The organism is Geobacillus sp. DSP4a, assembly GCF_013096875.1.
In the GTDB taxonomy this organism is placed as follows: domain Bacteria; phylum Bacillota; class Bacilli; order Bacillales; family Anoxybacillaceae; genus Geobacillus; species Geobacillus thermophilus.
In genome coordinates this window covers 1-311 of record NZ_SDLD01000255.1, presented here as the reverse complement: position 1 = coordinate 311, position 311 = coordinate 1, and the positions used below count along the sequence as shown (strand labels likewise).

The window sequence follows — 311 nt, the reverse complement described above, 5'->3', positions numbered from 1 at the left end:
ATCAACGCTTGCTTACAGCTCCCCGGAGCGTTTCGGCGTTTGCCCCGTCCTTCATCGGCTCCTAGTGCCAAGGCATCCACCGTGCGCCCTTTCTAGCTTAACCTACAGCGCTCTCGGCTTCTTCCTTTGCGTTTCCGGTTATCTAGTTTTCAAGGAACGATTTTTGTCATTGAGAGAACATGACTCGTTCCCTCAAAACTGAACGAAACAGAAGCGCGATTTGCTTTGAATAACGACTGATGTCCAGCTCCGGCTCGCCGCTGCTCGGGGTCAAATAACCTTCGCCTTCCGGGTGCAAGCACCCTTGCAGG

1 rRNA gene is annotated in these 311 nt (G+C 53.4%); it reads right to left on the bottom strand.

From position 1 onward, the window contains the following. Window positions 1–103: ribosomal RNA gene (locus tag ETC02_RS17240) — 23S ribosomal RNA — on the bottom strand; the annotation flags it as partial. Window positions 104–311: the final 208 nt, after the last annotated feature.